The sequence below is a fragment of the Parabacteroides massiliensis genome, assembly GCF_900155425.1.
Classification (GTDB): Bacteria; Bacteroidota; Bacteroidia; order Bacteroidales; family Tannerellaceae; genus Parabacteroides; species Parabacteroides massiliensis.
Genome location: NZ_LT700190.1, coordinates 790,359 through 806,512 on the forward strand (window position 1 = coordinate 790,359; position 16,154 = coordinate 806,512).

Below are 16,154 nucleotides of genomic sequence, written 5' to 3' on the forward strand. Positions count from 1 at the left end.
TTATGGAGAGTGTTCAATATAAAGAATATCAATTGTCTGATTTGTCAAATCTGATAACTGAATATGATAGAAAGATTGAAAAAAAGTTTAGAATAGAGATTGTCCTTTTAATGATGGAACAAAGGGGACAGTACTGTTTAAGTATACATCTACCTGAACTTAACGCGCCAGTCGATTTGCCTATTTCCTATGGTAATGTTAGAAAGGAAGGTGATATCGTGTATTTAAATGATGTTGTGTCAGGGTTACAGATCATCTTGAAAAAGAAAGATTCAAATACGTTTAGCTGTTGTACAGGTTTTTATTTTTTAATGGGGAAAAAGTTCGTATATCAATCGGTAAATCTTGTTGATGAGGAATATTTATCTTTTGACATTGATGAAGGGAAGCGTAGAAGGGGTTAAAGAGAACATTTGTATGAAGATGAAATGTCGAATGAAGTCGTTCCTTTTCAATTAGGCATGTATGGGCATCAATTGACTTTTGATGTAATCAGGCGGCATGGAAGCCGGACTTTCTTGAACCCCGTTTTAACGTTGTCCTGAAATCGACTTCAACCCCATAGTCGCCCAAGGCTTGCACGGGCAGATTCCTTAAAATCAGGGTATATAACCTTGGATTGAGGGCTGCTTTTCATTTTAAGCAAAAACAACGTCCCCCTCTTTTGTCAATCCCTTAATTATAACTACTTTTGTGGCTGAAGAAAAAGTAAAAACTAAAGTATGAAAAAGATTAGAGCAGCCATTGTTGGATATGGCAATATTGGAAAGTACGTGTTGGAGGCATTGGAAGTGGCTCCAGATTTTGAGGTTGCAGGTGTTGTGCGTCGAAATCCGAATGATGTTCCGGATGAATTGAAAAGATATACCGTCACTGATAGCATCACGAAGTTGGACAAAGTCGATGTGGCTATTCTGGCGACTCCGACCCGTAGCGTAGAGACTTATGCCAAAGAAATACTTTCTTTAGGTATCAATACGGTGGATAGTTTCGATATCCACGGAAATATTGTCGATTTGCGCCGTTCGCTCAATGCCGTAGCGAAAGCTCATAACACCGTAGCAGTCATTTCTGCCGGATGGGATCCGGGAAGCGACTCTATCGTTCGTGCTTTGTTGCAGGCGATCGTTCCGAAAGGAATTACATATACGAACTTCGGGCCGGGCATGAGCATGGGGCATACTGTTGCCGTCAAAGCCATCGAAGGTGTGAAGGCGGCTCTGTCCATGACAATCCCGATGGGGACAGGCGTCCATCGCCGCATGGTCTATATCGAAGTGAAAGATGGATATGATTTCGATAAAGTGGCAGCAGCCATCAAGGCGGACGACTATTTTGCTCACGACGAGACGCATGTGATCCGGGTTGACAGCGTGGACGACCTGAAGGATATGGGACACGGCGTGAACCTTGTTCGTAAAGGTGTTTCCGGTAAGACGCAGAACCAGTTGATCGAATTCGACATGAAGATCAACAACCCGGCTCTTACGGCGCAGATTCTGGTTTGTGTCGCCCGCGCAAGCTTCAAACAGCAGCCCGGCGCCTACACGATGATCGAGTTGCCGGTGATCGATATGCTTTACGGCGAAAGAGAAGACTTAATAAGAAAATTGGTTTAAATGAATTGACAGTGGATAATTTCAATTGTCCACTGTCAATTATCAATTGATATAATTATGCTTGATTTTATTACCTGGACGGCTGATCCCGCCATCTTTTCCATCGGTTCGCGTGAGATACGCTGGTACGGACTGGCGTTTGCCATCGGTTTCCTGATCGGCTACAAGATCGTAGAGAAGATGTGGAAAAGAGAAAAACTCAATCCTGCATGGATCGATTCCCTGCTGATTTATACGATGTTGGGAACTGTGATCGGTGCCCGTTTGGGGCATTGCCTGTTCTATGCGCCGGACTATTACCTGGCCCACCCGGTCGAGATACTGAAAGTCTGGGAAGGCGGGTTGGCCAGCCATGGGGGAACGTTGGGTATAATCATTGCCATCTATTTCTATTCTAAACGGGTCAGCCACCGGAGCATGCTCTGGACATTCGACAAGCTGGTGGTTCCGACCGGCCTTGTGGCTGCCATGATCCGCTTGGGAAACCTGATGAACCATGAAATATACGGGCATCAGACGGATCTGCCGTGGGGATTTCGTTTTATAGAAAACCTGCATGCCTGGAAAAGAGGGGCTGCCCCCGTCTTTACCGTCCCCAGCCATCCGACACAGCTCTATGAAGCCGCCTGCTATTTGGTGACTTTTGCGATCTGCATGTGGCTCTACTTCAAAAAAGATGCCTGGAAAAAGGAGGGGCTTATCTTCGGTGTGTTCATGATTTGCGTATTCGGTTCGCGTTTCTTCATTGAATTCCTGAAAAACAACCAGGAAGAGTTCGAAGCCGATATGATACTGAATATGGGACAATGGCTCAGCATTCCGTTCATTCTGGCCGGCATCTACTTCGTATGGCGTGCCATGCGGCTTGGAAAAGCGATGAAGAAGAATTGATTATTTAATGTCCAACTTTTAATTTTTAATTTTCAAAGTGTATAAGTTAAAAGAAATAGCAGATAAAGTTTACTATGTAGGTGTAAACGACCGTCAAAAAGCTCTTTTTGAGAATATGTGGCCTTTGCCTTACGGCGTATCCTATAATTCCTATCTGATCGTGGATGAGAAAACGGTCCTGGTCGATACGGTGGATGTGTGTTATTCCGATGTTTTCCTGAAAAAAATAGCAGATGCTCTCGATGGGCGTCCATTGGATTTTCTGATTGTAAACCATATGGAACCGGACCATGCGGGCAGCATCCGTTTGTTGCGCCAGCAGTATCCGGATGTCCGGATCGTCGGGAACAAGCAGACTTTCGGCATGTTGGAAGGCTATCATGGCATTTCGACCGGGTTGTATGAAGTGAAAGAAGGAGACACCCTGAGCGTGGGCCGCCACCAATTGTCTTTCTATATGGCTCCGATGGTGCACTGGCCGGAAGTGATGGTCACTTACGATTCGACTGATAAGATACTGTTCTCTGCCGATGCGTTCGGGACATACGGAACGCTGGATGGCGGCGTGATCGACTCAGAAATGAATGTGGAACATTATTGGGAAGAGATGCTCCGTTACTACTCCAATATCGTCGGCAAATATGGAAATCCTGTGCAGCGTGCCCTGCAGAAACTGTCGGCTCTGGATATCCGGACGATCTGTTCGACCCACGGACCTGTTTGGCGTGAATATGCGGCGAAGGCGATCGACCTCTATGACCGTATGAGCCGCTATGAAGGTGAAGAAGGCGTGACGATCGTGTACGGCAGCATGTATGGCAATACCGAGCAGATGGCAGAAGCGATCGCAGCATCTTTGGCCGCAAACGGAGTGAAGAATATCGTCATGCACAATGTCAGCAAGAGCCCTGCATCTTATGTCTTGAAAGACATATTCAAGTATAAGGGCCTGATTATCGGTAGCCCGACTTACAGCAACCGTCTGTTCCCTGAGATCGAGTCGATTCTGGATAAGATAGAAACGCGTGAGGTGAAACATCGTCTCTACGGCTATTTCGGTTCTTTCACTTGGGCGGGAGCTGCGGTGAAAAACTTGGCGGCATTCGGCGAGAAGATGAAATGGGAAACCGTAGGCGCTCCGGTCGAGCAGAAACAGGCTCTGAAGGCAGATAAGTATGAAGAATGCTGGGCTTTGGGAGAAGAAATGGCCAAGAAATTGAAAACAGAAGATTGAGAATGGAAAATTCTTGGTCAGAAAGAATAAAGGTATTACTTTTAGGAACGAAAGAACTAAATAAAAAAAGCGTATGAGACTAATTATTGAACCTGATTACGAGCAACTCTCAAAATGGGCTGCCAATTATGTTGCTGCCAAGATTAAAAAAGCAAATCCGACAGCCGAGAAACCCTTTGTTTTGGGCTTGCCTACCGGCTCTTCGCCTCTGGGCATGTACAAGAACCTGATCGAACTGAACAAACAGGGAGTGATCTCTTTCCAGAATATCATAACTTTCAACATGGACGAATATGTAGGCTTGCCGAAAGACCATCCTGAAAGCTATCATTCTTTCATGTGGAACAACTTTTTTAGCCATATCGACATCAAGCCGGAGAATGTGAACATCCTGAATGGAAACGCAGAAGATCTGGAAGCCGAATGTGCCGCTTACGAAGCAAAGATGAAAGCTGCCGGAGGCGTGGACCTGTTCCTGGGCGGTATCGGTCCTGACGGGCATATCGCTTTCAACGAACCGGGTTCTTCTTTGTCTTCCCGTACCCGTGTCAAATCTTTGACGACCGATACGATCATCGCCAATTCCCGTTTCTTCGACAACGATGTCAACAAAGTTCCGAAGACATCCGTTACGGTCGGCGTTGCTACGGTACTGGATGCAAAAGAGGTGCTGATCATGGTGAACGGCCACAACAAAGCCCGCGCTTTGCAGCAGGCTGTTGAAGGTGCGGTAAACCAGATGTGGACCATCACGGCTTTGCAGATGCACCCGAAAGGCATTATTGTTGCCGACGAAGCTGCCTGCGCAGAACTGAAGGTCGGGACATACAACTATTTTAAAGATATAGAGAAAGACAATCTTTGCCCTTGTTCTTTATTGAAGTAATTTTTTATTCATAATAGTTTTGATTTAAAAGATGAAAGGCCGTGTCTGTGATAGATACGGCCTTTTTTATTGGTTGAACATGTCTTTGTTGTAGAAGTTCATGATTGAAATAAGTTGATTGTGGGCGATTAGTGCAGGGCTGTCGGGGTTCAGGTCCATTGCCGTAAGGTAGTTGTTCAGGGCCTGGCGGATATCACCTTTTTTGCGGTAAGCATTGCCACGTAAGTAGTACGCTTCGTCGGAAGAGGCATTTTTTTCTATGTATTCGTCCAACAAACGGATGGCTTCGTCTGTTTTACCGTCAGTGATGAGTCGTTTAATCGTTTCCATTTCGAGATTTATGATTTGTAATTTATGAATTATAGATGCCGATTTTGGCAGATAAAATGCAAATTTAAATCATAAATCATAAATGATAAATCATAAATCATAGATTTTGTGTAAGTTTGCACCCGATTTCAAATAGAGAAGACGTTATTATGCAAAAAAATCTGGTAATAGTAGAGTCACCCGCTAAGGCAAAAACCATTGAAAAGTTCCTCGGAAAAGATTATAAGGTTATGTCGAGCTATGGTCACATCCGCGATCTGAAGACGAAAGAGTTTAGTATTGACATCGAACACGACTATGCTCCGCAGTACGTGATTCCGGCCGACAAGAAGAAACTGGTCAGCGAACTGAAATCCGAAGCCAAGTCGGCCGAACAGGTATGGCTCGCTTCCGATGAGGACCGCGAAGGAGAAGCCATATCCTGGCACCTGTATGAAGTGCTGGGCCTGAAACCCGAAAATACCAAACGTATCGTCTTTCATGAAATTACCAAGAATGCCATTCTGCATGCCATTGAAACACCGCGCGATATCAATATCAACTTAGTGAACGCCCAGCAGGCACGCCGCGTGCTGGACCGGATCGTGGGGTTCGAGCTTTCGCCGATTTTGTGGCGCAAGGTCAAACCGGCTTTATCTGCCGGACGTGTGCAGTCGGTAGCTGTACGTCTGATCGTGGAACGGGAACGCGAGATCAATGAATTCGTGAGCGAGGCAGCTTTCCGTGTGATCGCCAATTTCATCCTGCCCGATGGCACGACGGTGCTGAAAGCCGAGCTGAACCGCCGTTTGAAGGACAAGAAAGAGGTGGAAGCTTTTCTGGAATCCTGTAAGAATGCATCTTTCACGATAGACGACATCACGACGAAACCGGTAAAGAAATCGCCGGCTCCCCCCTTTACGACTTCCACTTTGCAGCAGGAAGCGGCCCGTAAGTTGGGCTACTCCGTGTCGCAGACGATGATGATCGCACAGCGTTTGTATGAATCCGGGTTGATCACCTATATGCGTACCGACTCCGTGAACTTGAGCGACCTGGCGTTAGGCACGGCAAAAGAAGCTATTTTCGAGACATACGGAGAAAAATATTATAAGTTCCGCCAATATCATACCAAGAGCAAGGGGGCGCAGGAAGCTCACGAAGCAATTCGCCCGACTTATATCAGCAATGTGGAGGCGGGAAGCACTCCGCAGGAGAAGAGACTGTATGAACTGATCCGCAAACGCACGATCGCTTGCCAGATGGCGGATGCCGAACTGGAACGAACGACTATTTCGGTCGGCATCAGCGGACAGACGGAACGTTTTGTCGCTGTCGGCGAAGTGATCAGCTTCGAAGGTTTCCTTCAGGTCTACATGGAAAGCAACGACGACGATGTGGAGAAAGAACAGGAAAACGGCCTGCTTCCTCCGGTGAAGTTGCATGAGGCATTGTCGTTGAAAGATATCGTAGCGACGGAACGTTTCACGCAGCGTCCGCCACGCTATACGGAAGCCAGCCTGGTTCGCCGTCTGGAGGAATTAGGGATCGGACGTCCGTCTACCTATGCACCGACTATCCAGACGATCCAGAACCGCGAGTATGTGGTGAAAGGAGACAAGGAGGGTACGGAACGAACTTACACGGTTGTTTCTCTGTCCAAAGGAAAGATCAAGGAGGCGGAGAAGACCGAGATCGTCGGGGCTGACCGCAACAAACTGATGCCGACAGATATCGGTACGGTGGTAAACGACTTCCTGATGGAGTATTTTCCGGATGTGTTGGATTACAACTTTACGGCCAGTGTTGAAAAGGAATTCGACTTGGTTGCGGAAGGCGAGTTGGTCTGGACGAAGGCTATCGATAAATTCTATAAGATTTTCCATCCGATCGTGGAAGCTACGGCAGCCGTTAAGACCGAACATAAGGTCGGGGAACGCCAACTCGGTATCGATCCGAAGAGTGGCAATCCGGTGTTTGTCAAGATCGGCCGTTACGGTCCTGTCGTTCAGATCGGGGTTGCCCATGCCGATGACAAGGAGGCGCCGAAACCTCAGTTCGCCTCTCTGATGAAAGGCCAGTCCATCGACACGATCACCTTGGAAGAGGCTTTGAAACTCTTCGACCTTCCTCGTACGGTCGGAGAATATGAAGGCAAGGTGATGGTGGCAGCTGTCGGTCGTTTCGGGCCGTTTATCCGCCATGACGGTAAATTCGTTTCCATTCCGAAAGACTTGAATCCGCTGACGATTACGGCAGAGGAAGCAATCGCCTTGATCGAAGGGAAAAGAGTGAAAGACGAGCAGCGTTTTATCAAGAAGTTTGACGAAGACCCGGAGATGGAAATCCTCAAAGGTCGCTTTGGCCCTTATATCTCTTATCAGAAAGCAAACTATCGCATTCCGAAAACGATAACCGATCCGACAAACTTAACACTCGAAGATTGCAAAAAGATCATAGCTGAAGCAGGTGAAAAACCGGCAGCAAAGAAAACAACACGTAAAAAGAAAGCCTGATAAAAGGCTTTCTTTTTATTGAGAAGATAAGTTCATTATTTGCAGGAAGTGAATTTTGTAAGAAAAATACAAAAGGAACCGACACCTGGCACCTCTGATTGTTATCTCTTTAATATATAGTCTATTAAACAGTGTCGGTTAAGTGTCAGGTCCGATAGTTCCCGGACACCCGGCACTTCTCTGGCACCGGTCTGCAAGCAACCGGCAAACTAACCCGTTTTATGCCACAAACTAAGTCAGAACACCCGAAGAACTAAGTAGAAGCATATAGCAAAGTATCTGTTGGTAGTTACTACTAACAGCCGATATGTAGTACTACTAATTGCCGATATGTAGTACTACGTATTCACGGTAGGTAGTACCACATATCGGCAATATGCTACATGTCTTGAATTAGTTTACTGTGACTTTCGAATTAGTTTCCGGTATGTTCCGTATTAGTTGCTCCGTAGAGGATGACTATTTCTTACATTCTTTCCGGAACCTCGATTCCCAACAATGACATGGCCGATTTGACAATCTTGGCTACGTTGGCGGAGAGGACAAGGCGGAACTTCTTCACTTCTTCGTTTTCTTCGCGAAGGATGGAGAAATCATGATAGAACTGGTTGTATTCCTTGACCAGGTCGTACGTGTAGTTGGCGATGAGGGCGGGGCTGTATTCCTTTCCTGCTTCGCGAACGACGGAAGCGTAGTCGGCTATCATCTGGATCAGGTTTTCTTCCTTTTCGGAGATAGTGGTCGTTGTCGGCAGTTGCTCCGGTAAAACGATGCCCTGCTCGGCCGCTTTACGCAAGACGGAACGGATACGGGCGTATGTATACTGGATGAACGGGCCTGTGTTACCGTTGAAGTCGATCGATTCTTTCGGGTTGAAAGTCATGTTCTTGCGCGGGTCTACTTTCAGGATGAAGTATTTCAGGGAACCGAGGCCGACCATGCGGGCGATGTCTTCGGCTTCTTCCGGGGTCATTTCGTCCACCTTGCCCAACTCCTGCGAGATCTCGCGGGCTGTGCCGATCATCTCTTCCATCAGGTCGTCGGCATCGACAACCGTTCCTTCGCGGCTCTTCATCTTTCCTTCCGGCAGTTCGACCATGCCGTAAGAGAAATGGACAAGGCCTTTGCCGAACTCGAAGCCCAATTTATCCAACAGGATGGACAATACCTGGAAATGATAGTTCTGCTCGTTTCCTACCACGTAGATCATTTTGTTGATAGGATAGTCGTCGAAACGCAATTTGGCGGTCCCGATGTCCTGTGTCATGTAGACGGAAGTCCCGTCGGCACGGAGCAACAGCTTTTCGTCCAGGCCGTCTTTTGTCAGGTCAGCCCATACGGAACCGTCTTCGCGGCGGTAGAAAATGCCTTTGTCGAGTCCTTCCAGGACTTTGGACTTGCCTTCCAGATAAGTTTGTGATTCGTAATAAATCTTGTCGAAGTTTACCCCCATCATTTTGTATGTCTCGTCGAATCCGGCATACACCCAGTTGTTCATCATTTCCCAAAGGGCGCGTACCTCCTTGTCTCCGGCTTCCCATTTACGGAGCATTTCGCGTGCTTCGCCCATCAGGGGAGAAGCGGCTTCGGCTTCCTCTTTCGTCATGCCTTTCGCTTCGAGGGCGGCGGTCTCTTCTTTCAGTTTGTTGCTGAAAAGGACATAGAAGTCACCGATCAGATGGTCGCCTTTCTTGCCCGCCGATTCGGGAGTCACGCCGTTGCCCCATTTCTGCCATGCGAGCATGGATTTGCAGATATGGATGCCGCGGTCGTTTACGATGTTTGTCTTTACCACCTTGTTGCCGTTTGCTTTCATGATCTCGGACAGGCTGTAGCCCAGCAGGTTGTTGCGCACGTGTCCGAGGTGGAGCGGTTTGTTGGTGTTGGGAGAAGAATATTCGATCATGACCAAAGGGGACTGTTCCGTCACGGGGATGAACCCGTATGACGGCTGGCCGTTGATTTCGTTCAATAGATCGATCCAGCAGGCACAGGCGACGGTCAGGTTGAGGAATCCTTTGATTACATTGAATTCGGCAACAGCCGGTTCATGCCGGAGCAGGTATTCGCCAATTTCCTGGGCTGTCTGTTCCGGTGATTTCTTCGACATGCGGAGGAAGGGAAAAACTACCAGAGTCAGATGTCCTTTGAACTCTTTTTTTGTCTTTTGCAGTTGTACCTGGTTAGCCGTCACATCGGCTCCATACAGTTCTTTTATGCCGGCAATGATCGCACCGGTAATCTGTTGTTCGATAACCATATTCGTTTAGTATATGTTCGGATTTATTTTACCTGCAAAGGTACAGGATTATTTTGTAAAAACCATAAATAAAAAAGGCACCCCTGCGACGGGATGCCTTTTTACTATGAGGATGTAAAGTTGAATTACTTGATATTTTCTGTCAATTCGGCTCCGGCTTTGAATTTAACCGATTTGCGTGCCGGAATTTCAATTGCTTGTTTCGTTCTCGGGTTAACGCCCTTACGTGCGGTTTTTTCAGCAACAGAGAAAGAACCAAAACCTAAAAGAGCTACTTTGCCACCTTCTTTTAATTCGCTGGATACTGTTTCAACAAAAGCCTCTACTGCTTTCTTTGCATCAACTTTGCTTAAACCGGATTTTTCCGCTACAGCATTGATAAATTCTGTTTTGTTCATGATGGTTTGATAATTAATATATTAAACATTTTTGTGATAGCCTGAAAAAGTCGGTGTCAAATGTAATTCTATTTTAAGATATCGCAAAGAAAAAAAGAGTTTTTTTTATTGATTTACTATGTTTTAGTGCTGCCCTGTCAGAAAAGTACCAAAATATATATACCTTTGTCCATAAATTGATAAATAAGTATGATGAATCAAAATGGTTCGGGATTTCTGAACAGCATCCCGATGGTTACGAAAAACCTTATCATAATCAACCTGCTGTTTTGGGTGGCGAGTCTTGTTTTGCCTAAAGTCGGGATTGATTTAGTTCAGCTGCTTGGGCTGCACTTTCCGGGTGTGAAGGATTTCTATCCTTTTCAGTTTGTTTCTTACATGTTCATGCATGATACTCACTCGTTCGCACACGTATTCTTCAATATGTTCGGTGTCTATATGTTTGGACGTGTGCTGGAGAATGTCTGGGGGCCGAAGCGTTTCCTGATCTTTTATATGGTGACGGGGATCGGAGCTGGCATCGCGCAAGAGCTGGTCTGGCTGTATTCCGTCCATTCCTTCGCCAGCGCGAACGGGGTGACGCTGGCACAGTTGGTTGCGGGCGATCCTTCGTTGAACTACCTGATCACGATCGGTGCTTCCGGTTCCGTATTCGGTATTTTGCTGGCGTTTGCCATGTTGTTCCCGAATGTTCCGCTGTATCTGATGTTCATCCCGATTCCTATCAAGGCCAAATATTTCGTGATCTTTTACGGATTGGCCGAATTGTTCATGGGAGTCGCCAATAACGGAGGTGATTCCGTAGCGCATTTTGCGCATCTGGGCGGCATGCTTTTCGGGTTTTTCCTTGTACGGTATTGGAAAAAGAAAGATATAGGCAATGGACGATATTTTTACTAATCTCAGACGGACTTTCAATTCCGGCAACATCCTGGCGAAACTGATTTATATCAATGTCGGGCTGTTCGTTGTCATACGCTTGACGAGTGTGGTCCTGATGCTGTTCAACCTGGGCGGCTTCCCGTTTTTGCAGTATCTGCAGATGCCTTCGTCTCCCGAATTGCTTTTGTACCGGCCGTGGACGATTTTCACTTATATGTTCACGCATTTCGACTTCCTGCATATTCTGTTTAATATGCTGTGGCTGTACTGGTTCGGCGGCCTGTTCCTGACTTTTTTTAGCGAGCGGCAATTGGGCGGCCTGTATCTGTTAGGAGGCATAGCGGGAGCGGTCTTGTTCCTGGTGGCCTACAACGTGTTCCCTTATTTCCGTACGGTTGCCGCCTATAGCTATTTGATGGGGGCGTCAGCATCGGTCATGGCGATTGTGTTTGCAGTCTCTTTCTACCGGAAAGATTTGGAAATCGGCCTGTTCCTGATCGGTAGGATCAAGCTGGTTTATCTGGCACTGTTTACATTTGTGATCGACTTGCTGGCCATTACGTCTACGAATGCCGGCGGCCATATCGCCCATATCGGCGGCGCGTTGTTCGGTATCTGGTTTGCCGCCCGGATCAAGGAAGGTAAAGATTTGACGGCTCCGATGAACCGCCTGCTCGACCGGGTGGTGAATTTGGTGAAACCGAAACCCAGGATGCGTGTGACCTATAAACGTCCGGAGAGCGATTATGAATATAACGCCCGTAAACACCGGGAGACGGTCGAACTGGATACGATATTGGACAAATTGAAACGTTCCGGCTACGAAAGCCTTTCGGCGGAAGAAAAGAAAAAACTATTTGATGCCAGCAAAAAATGAGCGAGCGGTTTAAAGCGATTAGGATTCTGTTCAAGTCTGTAGTCGGTGCTGCCAATGTGATAGTGATCCTGCTATTCGTCGCATCCGCCTTCTCGGACCGGATTTCTCCGGATAGGAGTGTGCTTTTCTCTTATCTTGGATTGGGATTCCCTGTGTTTTGCGTTTTGAACTTTTGTTTTATCCTTTATTGGCTGTTCCTTTGGGAATGGCGGTTCGTTTTGATCGGGTTGTGTTCGTTACTGATCTGCCGGGGACCTGTGACCCGCTATTTCCCTTTCCATAACAGAGTGAGCGAGATACCGAAAGAGAATGTGCTGAAAGTCTTGACCTACAACGTTATGGGATTTGGCTATAAAGGCCATACGGAAGATTCTCCGAACCCGATCCTGCGGTATATCGCGAATTCCGGAGCAGACATCGTGTGCCTGCAGGAATATGCGGTGGGAACATCCAAGAACTTTTTGACGAACCAGAAGATAGCCAATGCCTTGAAGATGTACAAGTATCGTTCGGTTATCCCGGTCGGCACTTCAGGCACGCTCAGATTCAATATCGCCGTGTTTTCCAAATATCCGATTTCCAAATCCCGCAAGATCAAATACGAGAGCTCTTTTAACGGTTCGTCCATCCATGAGCTGGATATAAACGGAAAGAAACTGACTTTGATCAATAACCACCTGGAATCTTTCAAGCTGACAATGGAGGACCGGACTCATTATTCCGCATTTATCAAGAATTTGAATTCCGAAACGCTCGACGGTTTGAGAAGTTCCATCGAACAGAAGTTGGGCCCCGCCTTCCGGATACGTGCCCGCCAAGCGAGGGCGGTCGCCGAGGAAATAAAAAAGATCGATACCGATTATATCCTGGTCTGCGGCGATTTCAACGATACGCCTGTTTCTTACGCCCATCGTACGATCCAGGGACCGCTGAAAGATGCTTATGCCGCTTCAGGCCGTGGCGTCGGGGTCACCTATAATGAAAACTTCTTCTGGTTCCGCATCGACAACATCCTGCATTCCGCCAACATGAAACCGATCAACTGCACGGTCGACAAGGTCCGCTATTCCGATCATTACCCCTTGTGGTGCTACTTGCAACTGAAAATGGATCGTTGACATTTTGCTTCGGAAAAACAGATTCTATTTTTCTGTTTCTTTTTTGCGATAGGCAGAAGGAGAGCAACTCATTACTTTTGTAAACGTGCGAGAGAAATAAGCCGCATCCTCGAATCCCAGGTGTGTGGCGATCTCGTTCAACTTCATGTTTGTCAGCTCTATATATTCACAAGCCTTTTGTATCTTCAGACGTATGAAGTAATTCATGGGTGAGACCCCGGTTTCACTAAAGAAGAGAGCCGAGAAATGAGAAGAAGAATATTTGAAATAAGATGCTAAATCCTTTAAAGTAAGATTCTGTTGGAGATTTTCACGCATATAATGTATCACCCGTGCCGTGAACGGATATTCTTTTTGCGAAGGAATCATGATATGGCGGAATTGCTTTAGATAAATGAAAGAGGCCAGAAACACATAAAGGCACATGGAGGAATAGATCATGTATTCTTTTATATATCCCATGGAGAAACTACTATAGATTTCCTCAAACAGGCGTAAGCGATCTTGCAGGCGGGAATATTCGTTCGGTAAAATAGTGACCGGAACCGGGTGGGGCGGCAGGAACTGATCGCGAAGTTTGCCTTGAAAGTGTAGCCAGTAAATAGTCCATGGGTCTGTTTCGTCTGCCCCGAATGAATAAGGGATACCGGGAGGAATGATGATATATTGGTGTCTCTCTACGGTATATTGTTTACCAAGAATACGATACCATCCTTTCCCTTCTGTACAGTAAATAAGCATGGCGTAGTCACAACCCTGTTCTTTTTGAAGAAAATGATATTTAACACGGGGAAAGAAACCTATCTTGCGTACATATAAATTGCAGATGAGCGGTTCCTTTTGATAACCGGCCAATAGCTCTTTGGGTAAAGAAACGAGTCGTTCTCCCTTAAATCCTTCTTTTATCTTAATCATGATGGATGAATCGTAAAATTGTACAAGTAAATCAGAACAAATGTACTATTCTTATCCAGATTATTAAAATAATTTTGCCGATATAAATCATAATATAGTACCATGAGATGAGAAAAAGCAATTATGATAAAAAGCCGGCCACCGTTGTAAACGGTACATTGTGGAAAGGTTGGGAGGCGGTACGAGATCGCTTGAAGGAGGTACATGCGCAAACGGATGGACCACAAGTTTGGGTGGTGGAATGTTACCAAGGTGTCCATCACGAGGAGTTGATACATGAGTTGCAAGCGCTTCGACCGGATCGTTTCATTAATACGCAAGATTTGTTTAAACCGGTGGAAGAGATAGAAATGATGACAGATCCTTATTTGACGGATGATCGGTTGTTTGGTTATCGGGCTCATTTTTCTTATACGGATTTCTTGGATATGGAGAAGGTGCATGTTTGCCGGGATTCTTTGCGTGAAGGAAAAGGCTGGACAATCGTTTATGGCCACGCTGCCGGCGAGCTCGTTCCCGCTCCGGATAAACTGATCTATGTGGATATGGCCCGTTGGGAGATACAGATGCGTTCCCGTAGAAAAGAGGTGAACGGTTTAGGTGTGGAAAACCGTGAGGAAGCTCCGTCGTACCACTATAAGCGAGGGTATTTTATCGATTGGATCGTTTGTGATAATTTGAAGAAGAAATTGCTCTCCAAGGTCGATTATTGGTTGGACACCCATATTGCCGGAACACCTAAGATGATATCAGGAGGGACTCTGAAAGAGGGATTGGAGAAAACGGCGCATGCACCGTTTCGGGTCGTACCGTTTTTTGATCCGGCTCCATGGGGGGGCCAATGGATGAAAGAGGTCTGTGATCTGGATAAAAAGCAAAAGAATTTCGGGTGGTGTTTTGATTGCGTGCCCGAAGAAAACAGTTTATACTTGAAAGTGGCCGAAGAGTTGTTTGAGATACCTTCCAATGATTTGGTATTCTATAAGACAAGAGAATTGCTTGGAGGGCCGGTCGAAGCTCGTTTCGGACAAGATTTCCCGATCCGTTTCGATTTCTTGGATACGATGGGAGGAGGAAACTTGAGCTTGCAAGTGCATCCGGTCACTCAATATATCCGGGATACGTTCGGGATTTATTATACACAGGATGAGAGCTACTATCTGTTGGATGCCGAGGAAAATGCAACCGTTTATCTGGGATTGAAAACAGGGGTGAATCCAGACGAGATGATCGCAGCCTTAAACGAGTCCCAGCAGACCGGAAAAACTTTCGATACGGAAAAATATGTCAATAAATGGCCGGCTAAACGGCATGATCATTATTTAATACCAGCAGGAACGATTCATTGTTCGGGTGCCGGTGCGATGGTACTTGAAATTAGCGCTACCCCAAGTATCTTTACGTTTAAGCTTTGGGATTGGGGGCGCTTGGGATTGGACGGGTTGCCTCGACCGATTAATATCGGCCACGGCGCGAAAGCGATACAATGGGAACGGCAGACAGAATTTGTACGCCATCATTTAATTAACCAAGTGGAGACGATCGCTGAGGGAGACGGATGGCGAGAGGAGCGGACTGGCTTGCATGAGAATGAGTTCATTGAAACTCGCCGTCATTGGTTCACGGATATTGTGTCTCACAATACGAATGGAGGGGTGCAAGTGTTGAATGTAATCAAAGGAGATGAATTGATCGTGGAGAGCCCGACAACGGCGTTTGAGCCATTTGTGGTTCATTATGCGGAGACTTTCATCATTCCGGCTTGTGTCGGTGAGTACACAATCCGCCCTTATGGGGTGTCCGTAGGCAAATATTGCGGTACGATAAAAGCATATGTAAGATTTAGACAATAAGGAAATAGGATATGTACACAAATGATGCTCGAATCGTAATGACACTGGATGCCGGAGGAACCAACTTTGTTTTCTCTGCAATCCAAGGCGGTCTGGAAATAGTCGATCCGGTAGTCCTTCCGGCTTGTGCGGATTGTTTAGAGAATGCACAGACGGGAATGATGGACGGTACTCGTTTCGGGCGTTTACAAAAGAAAGTATATGATTTGGATGATGAGATTAGTTTCTTTGCTTTTGCCAGGGGAGAAGCAGTAGAGGTTTCTGTCCCGGGGACGAATCGTAAGGTTGGATATGATCCTTGTAAACGGACCGGAGTGATACTCAGCAGGCAGGGAGCCAATCGTTCGATTGCAATGGGTGCTTATGTTTTTGCGTTAAACCATCTATCAGAATGAA

At 46.5% G+C, this 16,154-nt stretch carries 15 protein-coding genes; 11 read left to right on the top strand and 4 right to left on the bottom strand.

Annotated features, from left to right (window positions below):
- Positions 1–2 precede the first annotated feature (2 nt).
- The 5 genes from BQ9893_RS10665 to nagB all read left to right on the top strand — a co-directional run bounded on the left by BQ9893_RS10665 (position 3) and on the right by nagB (position 4,630).
- On the top strand, positions 3–404 hold the full coding sequence (locus BQ9893_RS10665; RefSeq protein ID WP_075966007.1) for a hypothetical protein: 402 nt from the start codon (positions 3–5) through the stop codon (positions 402–404).
- 318 nt (positions 405–722) lie between these two features.
- Complete coding sequence (locus BQ9893_RS10670; RefSeq protein WP_075966008.1) at positions 723–1,619, top strand: diaminopimelate dehydrogenase; 897 nt, start codon at positions 723–725, stop codon at positions 1,617–1,619.
- A gap of 57 nt (positions 1,620–1,676) precedes the next feature.
- Positions 1,677–2,510, top strand: a complete 834-nt coding sequence (lgt, locus tag BQ9893_RS10675; protein ID WP_075966009.1) for a prolipoprotein diacylglyceryl transferase — start codon at positions 1,677–1,679, stop codon at positions 2,508–2,510.
- A gap of 37 nt (positions 2,511–2,547) precedes the next feature.
- The gene (locus BQ9893_RS10680) at positions 2,548–3,744 is read left to right on the top strand and encodes an FprA family A-type flavoprotein (protein WP_075966010.1); all 1,197 of its coding nucleotides are present in this window, start codon (positions 2,548–2,550) and stop codon (positions 3,742–3,744) included.
- A gap of 73 nt (positions 3,745–3,817) precedes the next feature.
- Positions 3,818–4,630 (top strand): glucosamine-6-phosphate deaminase, encoded by an 813-nt coding sequence (gene nagB, locus BQ9893_RS10685; RefSeq protein ID WP_075966011.1) that lies wholly within the window; start codon positions 3,818–3,820, stop codon positions 4,628–4,630.
- Between the two features lie 66 nt (positions 4,631–4,696).
- On the opposite strand, the gene BQ9893_RS10690 is transcribed toward nagB, so the two are convergent.
- Entirely contained in the window at positions 4,697–4,960 is a 264-nt protein-coding gene (locus BQ9893_RS10690; RefSeq protein WP_075966012.1) for a tetratricopeptide repeat protein, read from the bottom strand.
- A 149-nt stretch (positions 4,961–5,109) separates the two neighbouring features.
- Here BQ9893_RS10690 and topA point away from each other — a divergent pair, with 149 nt between their 5' ends.
- Entirely contained in the window at positions 5,110–7,455 is a 2,346-nt protein-coding gene (gene topA / locus BQ9893_RS10695; protein WP_075966013.1) for a type I DNA topoisomerase, read from the top strand.
- Between the two features lie 466 nt (positions 7,456–7,921).
- On the opposite strand, the gene argS is transcribed toward topA, so the two are convergent.
- Positions 7,922–9,715 (bottom strand): arginine--tRNA ligase, encoded by a 1,794-nt coding sequence (gene argS, locus BQ9893_RS10700; RefSeq protein ID WP_075966014.1) that lies wholly within the window; start codon positions 9,713–9,715, stop codon positions 7,922–7,924.
- Positions 9,716–9,840: 125 nt separating this feature from the next.
- Positions 9,841–10,113, bottom strand: a complete 273-nt coding sequence (locus tag BQ9893_RS10705) for an HU family DNA-binding protein (RefSeq protein WP_075966015.1) — start codon at positions 10,111–10,113, stop codon at positions 9,841–9,843.
- Between the two features lie 189 nt (positions 10,114–10,302).
- On the opposite strand from BQ9893_RS10705, the gene BQ9893_RS10710 reads away from it, so the two are divergent.
- From BQ9893_RS10710 to BQ9893_RS10720, 3 genes are read left to right on the top strand one after another with little or no spacing between them, the layout of a single operon-like run.
- Positions 10,303–11,013, top strand: coding sequence for a rhomboid family intramembrane serine protease (locus tag BQ9893_RS10710; protein ID WP_075966016.1), 711 nt, complete (start codon positions 10,303–10,305; stop codon positions 11,011–11,013).
- The gene (locus BQ9893_RS10715; protein ID WP_075966017.1) at positions 10,994–11,872 is read left to right on the top strand and encodes a rhomboid family intramembrane serine protease; all 879 of its coding nucleotides are present in this window, start codon (positions 10,994–10,996) and stop codon (positions 11,870–11,872) included. The genes BQ9893_RS10710 and BQ9893_RS10715 overlap by 20 nt, the downstream gene beginning before the upstream one ends.
- Positions 11,869–12,990 (top strand): endonuclease/exonuclease/phosphatase family protein, encoded by a 1,122-nt coding sequence (locus BQ9893_RS10720; RefSeq protein WP_075966018.1) that lies wholly within the window; start codon positions 11,869–11,871, stop codon positions 12,988–12,990. Before BQ9893_RS10715 ends, BQ9893_RS10720 begins: the two co-directional genes overlap by 4 nt.
- A gap of 24 nt (positions 12,991–13,014) precedes the next feature.
- On the opposite strand, the gene BQ9893_RS10725 is transcribed toward BQ9893_RS10720, so the two are convergent.
- Entirely contained in the window at positions 13,015–13,905 is an 891-nt protein-coding gene (locus tag BQ9893_RS10725) for an AraC family transcriptional regulator (RefSeq protein ID WP_075966019.1), read from the bottom strand.
- Between the two features lie 107 nt (positions 13,906–14,012).
- On the opposite strand from BQ9893_RS10725, the gene BQ9893_RS10730 reads away from it, so the two are divergent.
- Positions 14,013–15,758 (top strand): class I mannose-6-phosphate isomerase, encoded by a 1,746-nt coding sequence (locus BQ9893_RS10730; protein WP_075966020.1) that lies wholly within the window; start codon positions 14,013–14,015, stop codon positions 15,756–15,758.
- 11 nt (positions 15,759–15,769) lie between these two features.
- The gene (locus tag BQ9893_RS10735) at positions 15,770–16,153 is read left to right on the top strand and encodes a hypothetical protein (protein ID WP_244155108.1); all 384 of its coding nucleotides are present in this window, start codon (positions 15,770–15,772) and stop codon (positions 16,151–16,153) included.
- Position 16,154 lies beyond the last annotated feature (1 nt).